This window comes from Terriglobales bacterium (assembly GCA_035457425.1).
Classification (GTDB): domain Bacteria; phylum Acidobacteriota; class Terriglobia; order Terriglobales; family Acidobacteriaceae; genus JACPNR01.
Map to the genome: position 1 here is coordinate 1 of DATIBR010000058.1, position 8493 is coordinate 8493.

At 66.3% G+C, this 8493-nt stretch carries 7 protein-coding genes; 3 read left to right on the top strand and 4 right to left on the bottom strand.

Features of this window, described 5'->3' with window-relative positions; genetic code table 11:
• Positions 1–197: 197 nt before the first annotated feature.
• Positions 198–722 (bottom strand): DinB family protein, encoded by a 525-nt coding sequence (locus tag VLA96_04225; GenBank protein HSE48394.1) that lies wholly within the window; start codon positions 720–722, stop codon positions 198–200.
• Positions 723–988: 266 nt separating this feature from the next.
• Here VLA96_04225 and VLA96_04230 point away from each other — a divergent pair, with 266 nt between their 5' ends.
• The 3 genes from VLA96_04230 to VLA96_04240 all read left to right on the top strand — a co-directional run bounded on the left by VLA96_04230 (position 989) and on the right by VLA96_04240 (position 5356).
• Entirely contained in the window at positions 989–3733 is a 2745-nt protein-coding gene (locus VLA96_04230; GenBank protein HSE48395.1) for a valine--tRNA ligase, read from the top strand.
• A gap of 61 nt (positions 3734–3794) precedes the next feature.
• Positions 3795–4673 carry a carboxylating nicotinate-nucleotide diphosphorylase gene (nadC, locus tag VLA96_04235; protein HSE48396.1) on the top strand — a complete coding sequence of 293 codons (879 nt, stop codon included), beginning with the start codon at positions 3795–3797 and terminating at the stop codon, positions 4671–4673.
• A gap of 89 nt (positions 4674–4762) precedes the next feature.
• The gene (locus tag VLA96_04240) at positions 4763–5356 is read left to right on the top strand and encodes a YceI family protein (GenBank protein HSE48397.1); all 594 of its coding nucleotides are present in this window, start codon (positions 4763–4765) and stop codon (positions 5354–5356) included.
• 73 nt (positions 5357–5429) lie between these two features.
• Here the strand turns inward: VLA96_04240 and dacB are convergent, their stop codons facing one another.
• The 3 genes from dacB to VLA96_04255 form a co-directional block, all read right to left on the bottom strand.
• Positions 5430–7013 (bottom strand): D-alanyl-D-alanine carboxypeptidase/D-alanyl-D-alanine-endopeptidase, encoded by a 1584-nt coding sequence (gene dacB, locus VLA96_04245; protein ID HSE48398.1) that lies wholly within the window; start codon positions 7011–7013, stop codon positions 5430–5432.
• A gap of 71 nt (positions 7014–7084) precedes the next feature.
• On the bottom strand, positions 7085–8119 hold the full coding sequence (locus tag VLA96_04250) for a metal-dependent hydrolase (protein HSE48399.1): 1035 nt from the start codon (positions 8117–8119) through the stop codon (positions 7085–7087).
• Between the two features lie 119 nt (positions 8120–8238).
• Positions 8239–8493: hypothetical protein (locus tag VLA96_04255; GenBank protein HSE48400.1), on the bottom strand; the 255-nt coding region annotated here is incomplete at its 5' end.

Here is an 8493-nt window from a genome sequence, read left to right on the forward strand (position 1 = left end):
GGGACGATCACAGAGATGGGAGGGCGCCGACGGTTCGTGCGCGCTTTTCGCGCGAAGTGTGGGAACTGATCACTAGCTCCCACCCTTTCGCTCGCAAGGAACGCTTGCGAAAGGGTGGGGCACCCTCAAAATTCTTGGCTCACGACAAAGCGTGGGCCACCCGCCGGAGCGGGTAGAGCGCCTGCGGCTGGACCGGTCTACTTCACGCCTTTCTCCGGATCCCAGCTCCCTTGCTTCTTGCGCGATGTGACCATCTCGCCGATGTGATAGGCGTTGTGCTGTGCGACGCGCGCGATGGTAGGCGCGATCTTCGCCAACGTCGCATCGTCAGCAGATTGGACCAGGGTCTCGAGGTCGGTCATGACCTGGTCGAACTGCTTCTGCGTCGCGTCCCAAGTCTTGGGATCAAAATTGAAGGTTTCGTTGTTATCGTCAACCGCTTTCTCGGGATGGCCCTGCAGAGCTACCAGCGTCATCCGGTTCCAATAGGTAAGGTGCTGCACCAGTTGTCCGACGGAATGGTTCTTGCCATCGCTCCAGGCGGCCTGCTCGGGGGTCAGTCCCATCGCCGCCTCCTTCTCCGAGACGAACCAGTTCTTCTGGTTGTGCACCTCGTGCAGTTGCTGAAGCAGGATGCTCTTCAGGTTGACCGGCGCCTTGGTATCTTGTGCAGTAGCGGAAACAGTGAAACAGAGAACTGCCGCGACGATGAGTGTTCGCATTCCTCGACCCTCCTCGGATGACGCAGGATAGCAGCAGTCGAATCGCTGCCCACCTCACAAGGTGTGGTCCCTCGACTCGCGCTCCCTCGTCCTGCGGACTCGGCTCGCGCTTGCTCGGGATAACACTTCCGAGGTCTCAGGAACGCGGGCCTGAAGGCCTGCTCCACCCGTCGCTCGCAGAGCGAACGCGCCACGACGGGGTTTGACCCCCTTTTCCGGCGGCCTGTACTATCGTCGTTTACCTCCAGAGAGCGCGGCCGGACTGAATGCCTCACGATCTCCCGAAAAGCTATGACCCGAGCGCGATCGAGCAGCGCTGGGCGGATTACTGGGTAGCGGAGAAGCTGTTCGCCACCCCGACGCCGGCGCCGGACGACAAGCGTCCGGTGTTCACGCTGCTCTTGCCGCCGCCCAACGTGACGGGGCGGCTGCACATGGGCCACATGCTGAACCACACCGAGATGGACATCGTGGCGCGGTGGCATCGCATGCGCGGGTTCAACACCGAGTGGCTGCCCGGGACCGACCACGCCGGCATCGCGACCCAGATGATGGTGGAGCGGCAGCTGGCGACCGAGGGCATCAAACGGCGCGACCTGGGGCGAGAGGCGTTCATCGAGCGCGTGTGGCAGTGGAAGCAGCTCTACGGCGGCGCCATCCAGCAGCAGATGCGGCGGCTGGGCGACTCGGTCGACTGGGACCGCGAGTACTTCACCATGGACGAGCGGCTGTCGCGCGCCGTGCTGGAGGCGTTCGTCCGCTTATACGAAGACGGGCTGATCTATCGCGGGAAGTACGTCATCAACTGGTGCCCGCGCTGCCTGACGGCGATCAGCGACCTCGAAGTCGTGCACGAGGAGATCCTGGGGAAGCTGTACGAGATCCAGTACCCGCTGGTCGGGGAAAAGGGATTCATCCACGTGGCGACGACGCGCCCGGAGACGATGCTGGGCGACACCGCGGTGGCGGTGAATCCCAACGACGAGCGCTACACGAAGCTGGTGGGCAAGCGCGCGCTGCTGCCGCTGCTGGAGCGCGAGATCCCGATCATCGCGGACGAGTGGGTGAGCGCGGAGTTCGGCACGGGCGCGGTGAAGGTGACGCCGGCGCACGATCCCAACGACTTCCAGATCGGGCTGCGGCACCTGCTGGAGCAGGTGGACGTGATGGACGACGCGGCGCGCATCAACGAGAACGGCGGGCCGTACGCGGGGCTGGACCGCTACGAGGCGCGCGAACGCGTGGTGGAAGACCTGCGCGCCAAGGGCCTGCTGGTGGGGATCAAGGACCACCCGATGGCGGTCGGGAAGTGCGACCGCTGCAAGACGATCGTGGAGCCGAGGCTTTCGACGCAGTGGTTCGTGAAGGTGGCGCCGCTGGCGGAGAAGGCCATCGAAGTGGTGATGCGCGGCGAGATCACCTTCGTGCCGGAGAACTACGCGAAGACGTACTTCGAGTGGATGCGGAACATCCACGACTGGTGCATCTCGCGGCAACTGTGGTGGGGGCATCGCATCCCGGCGTGGCACTGCCGCGACTGCAAGCACATCACGGTGGCGCGCACCGAGCCGAAGCAGTGCGCGAAGTGCCAGAGCTGGAAGCTGGAGCAGGATACTGACGTGCTCGACACCTGGTTCTCGTCGGGACTGCTGCCGTTCACCACGCTGGGGTGGCCCGACAAGACGCGCGACGCCGAGGTGTTCTATCCGACGTCGCTGCTCATCACCGGGTTCGACATCCTGTTCTTCTGGGTGGCGCGCATGATCATGCTGGGCTGCCACTTCATGAAGGACCATGCGGAGGGGAGCGTGCCGTTCCGGCAGGTGTACATCCACGCGCTGGTGCGGGACGCCGAGCGGCAGAAGATGTCGAAGACCAAGGGGAACGTGATCGACCCCATCGAGATCATCGAGAAGTACGGGACGGACGCGGTGCGGTTCACGCTGGCGGCGATGGCGGCGCCGGGGACGGACATCGCGTTCAGCGAGTCGCGCACCGAAGGCTACCGCGCCTTCGCCAACAAGATCTGGAACGCGGCGCGCTTCCTGTTCATGAACGTGGACCGGGCGGCGGAGGCGGGCGTGTGGTCGCTGCAGGAATTCCAGACGCGGGCGATCGCGGCGGAGTTCTCGGGCTGCGAGGTCGCGGCGTCCGACCAACAAGCGGGCGCGGCGCGGACGCTCGAGGACCGCTGGATCGTCTCGCGCTTCAACCAGGCGGCGCAGCAGGTCAACGACGCGCTCGCGACCTATCGCTTCCACGAGGCGGCGAGCGTGGTGTACGAATTCTTCTGGGGCGAGTTCTGCGACTGGTACCTGGAACTGGCGAAGCTGCGGCTGGGCGACGACGCCGACAGATCGGCGCGGCGGGCGGCGCTGGGGAACCTGGTGGCGCTGTTCGAAGGCGCACTGCGCCTGCTCTCCCCGTTCATGCCGTTCCTGACGGAAGAGGTGTGGCAGGCGCTCTACGACGGCAAGCCGCCGCTGAAGTCGATCGCGCTGGCGGCGTATCCGCAGGCGAGCGCCGGGCAGCTCGACCTGAAGGGGGAGGCGGAGTTCGCGGTGCTGCGCGACCTGATCGTGAGCGTGCGGAACCTGCGCGCGGAGCTGAAGGTGGAGCAGCGCGCGAAGGTGCCGATCGAGGTCCATGCCGACGAGGCGACGCGCAAGCTGGTGGAGCAGAATCGGCTGGCGGTGGAGAAGCTGGCCGGGGTCGAGGGCATCACGTTCGTGAAAGAGTCGCTGGCGAAGGCGGCGGGCGCGCGCTCGAGCACGAAGTTCGACGTCCGCGTGGTGTACGAGAAGCAGGTGGACGTGGCGGCGGAGCGCGAGCGGCTGACTAAGGAGCTGGCGAAGCTGGAAGGGCAGCTCGCGAACGCGCAGCGGCAGCTTTCCAACGAGGGCTTCCTGGCGAAGGCTCCGGCGAAGGTGGTGGAGGGGCTCAGGAAGAACGAGGCGGAGCTGAAGATCCTGATCGAGAAGGCGCGTGGGGCGCTGGGGGCATTAAAGTAGTCTGCTGGTCGTCGGTCGTCGGCCCTCGGTCGTCGGCCGTGAAGTCACTGAGTGCTGCGGCATGGATTGGACGAGTCGAAGAATCACGGCGATCCTGGAGAACGCGTTGCGCGAGGATAGTGCGACGCGCGATGCGACGACGTACGCGTGCATCGACCCGAGCCAGCGCGCGTCGGCGACGATCCTGGCGAAGGAGGACTGCGTGCTGGCGGGGCTGGGCGCGGTGGCGCGCATCTTCGACGTGTTCGCCGCGCTCGACGGCACGGTGGTGTCGCACCCCGAGGTGACGACGCACGGCGAGATCTTCGACGGGGTGCGGCTGCACAAGGGCCAGCAGATCGCGGTCATCCGGCACAACGCGCGGGTGATCCTGTCGTGCGAGCGGGTGATCCTGAACGCGCTGCAGCGGATGAGCGGGATCGCGACGCTGACGCGGCGCTTCGTCGACCTGACGACCGGGACGAAGGCGCGCATCCTGGACACGCGCAAGACGGTGCCGGGGATGCGCGTGCTCGACAAGTACGCGGTGCGGTGCGGCGGCGGGATGAACCACCGGCTGGACCTCTCCGACGGGGTGCTGATCAAGAACAACCACATCGCGCTGGCGGGCGGGATCGCGCCGGCGCTGGAGCGCGCGCTGCGCAACCGGCGGGGTTCGTCGCCGATCGAGATCGAGGTGCGCGCGCTGGACGAGCTGGAAGCCGCGCTGGAGGCGGGCGCGGAGGCCATCCTGCTCGACAACATGCTGGTGAAGGACGTGAGGAAGGCGGTGGAGCGGTGCGCGAAGCACACGCGGCGCATCCCGCTGGAGTGCTCGGGCGGCATCACGCTGGAGAACGTGCGGGCGTACGCGGAGACGGGCGTGGATTACATCTCGGTGGGCGCGCTCACGCACTCGGCGAAGGCAGTGGACCTGAGCATGCGGGTGATGCCGGCGTAGGGATCGCAGATCGCAGATCTCAGATCTCAGAATAGGCCGGTCTCATTCCGGAATCTGCAATCTGAAATCTGCGATCTCAAGGAGCGGGCATGAACGTACGCAGGCTTGGACCTCTGTTCTTCTTCCTGGCGCTGGCTGTGGCAGCGCCGGCGCAGGATTTCCAGATCGACAAGGCGCACTCGCAGGTCGGGTTCGGGGTGAGGCACCTGATGATCTCGACGGTGCACGGGCGCTTCGACGACTTCAGCGGGACCATCCACTACGACGCGAAGGACGTGACGAAGTCGTCGGTGCAGGTGAGCATCAAGACGGCGAGCATCGACACCGACAACGCCAACCGGGACGCGGACCTGCACAAGTCCGAGTTCCTGGACGTGGAAAAGTTCCCCGAGATGACCTTCCAGAGCACGAAGGTGGAAAAGCGCGGCAACGAGATGGTGCTGGTGGGCGACCTGACGCTGAAGGACGTGACCAAGCAGGTGGAGATCCCGTTCACCATCAGCGGGCCGATCACCGACCCGTGGGGCAACCAGCGCATCGCGGTGGAGGGCTCGACCACCATCAACCGGCGCGACTACGGCGTGGTGTACGCGCGCAAGATGCAGGACGGCGCGGCCGTGGTGGGCGACCAGGTGAAGATCACGCTCGAGATCGAGGCGGTGGTGGCGAAGAGCAAGCAATAGAAGAAGCAATAAGCGATAAGCGAAGGCAAAAGGCAAAAGGCAAAAGCCTTTTGCCTTTTTCCTTTTTGCCTTCTTACTTCTTCTTTTTCTTGTCGGGGAGCTTGGCGTCTTCGACCAGGGCTTGGACGATCTGGTCGATTGTGTCGACGGCCTTGCGGCCCTGGAGGTTGTGGTTGTTGGCGTAGATGGCGAAGGCGAGGCGGTCGCCCTTCATGGTGTCGAGGTAGCCGGAGAGCGAGTTGACGTGGCCGAGGGAGCCGGTCTTGCCGTGGACGTGGCCCTCGGCGGGAGAGCCGCGGAAGCGGTTGGCGAGCGTGCCGTCGACGCCGCCGACCGGGAGGGTGCGCAGGTACATGTCGCCCCAGGGCTGGGTGGCGGCGTAGCGCAGAAGCTTGACGGTGGCGCGGGGCGTGACCAGGTTCTGGCGCGACATGCCGGAGCCGTCGAACAGCATGTACTCCTCGGGGGTGATGCCGGCCTTGCTGAGGAAGCCGTTGAGGACTTCGAGGCCGCCGTCGATGGTGCCGGCGGTGCCGCGCTCGCGCCCGAGCAGGCGGAGCATGAGCTCGGCGTGCAGGTTCTGGCTGATCTTGTTGATGACCATCAGGTCCTCGGAGAGCGGCCCGGAATCATGCACCGCGAGGACCAGCGGCATGACGGTCATGTTGCTGAGCGTGCCGCCGCCGGCGGCCGCGCGCGAGGTCACGGAAAACGTGGTGAGGTTGGCGAGCTCGGTGTGGCGGGTGCGCTCGCGTCCGTAGACGACGACGCCGCGGCGCTCGAGCAGGCGGCGGAACCACTGCGCGGCGAACTGCGCGGGATCGTCGACGGCGATGGCCTGGGTGCCGCCGGGATCGTCTTGCGGGATGGTGCCCCAGAGCAGCAGGTCGTTGGAGCCGGGCTCGCGGCTGATGGTGATCTTGCTGGGGCCGGTGCCGGGGGGCGTGGTGTTCACGCGATTGTCGACGCGGTAGTAGTCGGCGAAGGGCTCGACCGCGACGAAGGCTTTCTCGCCGGGACGGTCGGCGGGCATGATGCGCACGTAGACGACGTTGTCGTTGATGGTGAGCGCGGAGACGGGCGCGCCGTACTCGGTGACGAGGTCGTCCTGCTCCCAGCCGGGCGCCCAGCGCTGGAACGGGAAGTAGGAGTCGTCGGCGACGACGTCGCCGTCGATGAACTTCAGCCCCTTGCGCACCAGCTCGTCGGCGAGCTTTTCGAGGACGGCGGGCGGCGGGAGCTGCCGCGGTCCGCCGGCAGCGTAGGGCAGCAGGCGGCCGGAGAGGTTCGGGTCGCCGCGCCCGACGAGCACGAGGTCGCCGGAGAGCCGGCCGTACTTGTCGATGGTGCCGAGCGTCTCGACGGAAGTCTGGAAGCGGAACTCCGGGCCGATGAGCGCGAAGGTGGCGGCGGTGGTGAACAGCTTGGTGTTCGACGCCGGGGTGAAGAGCTTGTCGGCGTTCAGCTCGTAGAGCGTCTTGCCGGTCTGCAGCGAGACGACCTGCACGCCCCAGAAGCCGCGGGCGACCTCGGGGTCGGCGAGGATCTGCTCGATCTTTTTCGCGAGTTCGTCTTGCCGGGACTTGGCGAACGCGGGCGTCGCGAGGGCGAACGCAAGCAGGAAGACGAGGAGGAGTGCGAACTTCCGCGACAGCATTTGGGTGGATTCTAGCACTTGCAGAGCGGGGACGGGACGCCGCCGCGCCTCCCGGTGAGACGCCGGCGGTTCTAGTCTGGCGGCTGGAGGCGGCGGCCCATGCCTTCGAGGCGAACGTCGAGGTGGTCGTCGAGTTCGACTTTAGCGCTCAGGCCGGGGACCGCGCGCTCGGGATAGGCAAAGCGCAGGTCGTAGAAGGTGACGAGGTATCCGGACTCGGGCGGCTGGAGCTTCTCGACCTCGGTGTAGGGGTAGGCGGCCCAGTCGAGGTAGACGCGTCCCATGCGCGAGGACTTGGCGGCGAGGGTGACGGGCGTCTCCTGCGGCTTATAGCGGATGCGCATGCGGCGGTCGGGATCGACCTCGGGGCGGCGCGAGTCGACGTGCATGGTCGCGAAGAAGCCTTCCGTCTCGACCACGCCGTACCACTCGAAGGGGTTGGTGTCGTAAGGATAGGCGCTGACGCGGATGGGGTCGGCGCCGGAGTAGCTCTGGGCGTCGAGCGCATTGACAGCGCGGCGGTGCTGGATGTCGCGGAACCACCAAAGCGCGCAGATGAGCACGAGCGCGACGATGGCGCCCACGCGCCCGCGCGGTCCCTTGGCGCGCGCGCCGATCTCTTCGTTGATGAGGCCGAACAGGCCGGGGAGAAGCAGGCCGCCGAGCAGGAAGAGGAGCATCACCGGCTCGATGATGGAGACGATGTCCCAGGAGTACCAGCGGTAGGAGAACGGCTCGAAGGGGCGGACGCCATACTGGTTGGTGAAGTCGAGCAGGATGTGGCTGAGGCCCGCGATGCAGGCGAGGCCGAACAGGGTGGGCCATTTCACCTCGCGCTTGGGGCGCCAGCCGCGCGACATTCGCCCGCGATAGAGCAGCCAGACGAAGCCGAGGACGAGCGCGGCGCAGAGCGGCACGCCGATCAGCGTGTGCGTGATGCCGCGGTGATGCTCGAAGCCGGAGAGCGAGCCGCGGAAGTAGACGACGATGTCGAGGTCGGGAGCTTCGGCGGCGAGCACGACGACCGAGGTCGCAAGCGCCGACTTGCGATTCAGCCCGGCGCGGGCGAGGCACGCGCCGGTCAGCAGATGGGTGACGGGGTCCAAGGGCTCCAAAGTACACAGTCCACGGTCCCCAGTCCACAGGGGCCGAAGACAGAAAAGCGCGGGCAAGATGCCCGCGCCCCTGCCGGCCTGGAGGCCAGCGCTCCGACGCAGCCTCGGCCCTACTTGCCGACGCGCGCGTATTTGATGGTCATCATGTGCGCCATCGGTTTGCCCTTGGGGCCGCCGTCGATGGTGAAGGTGAAGGAGCCCGGCTTGATGTCACTGAACTTCTGCACCATGTGCATCACGCCGCCGCCCATCTCCTTCGGCAGCGGGCTGTCGCCTTCGAAGACCAGGTCGTTGCCGACCCACTTGCCCTTCATCGACTCGTCGCACCAGGGCGTGCCGGAGTCGCACCAGATGGAGCGGTAGGC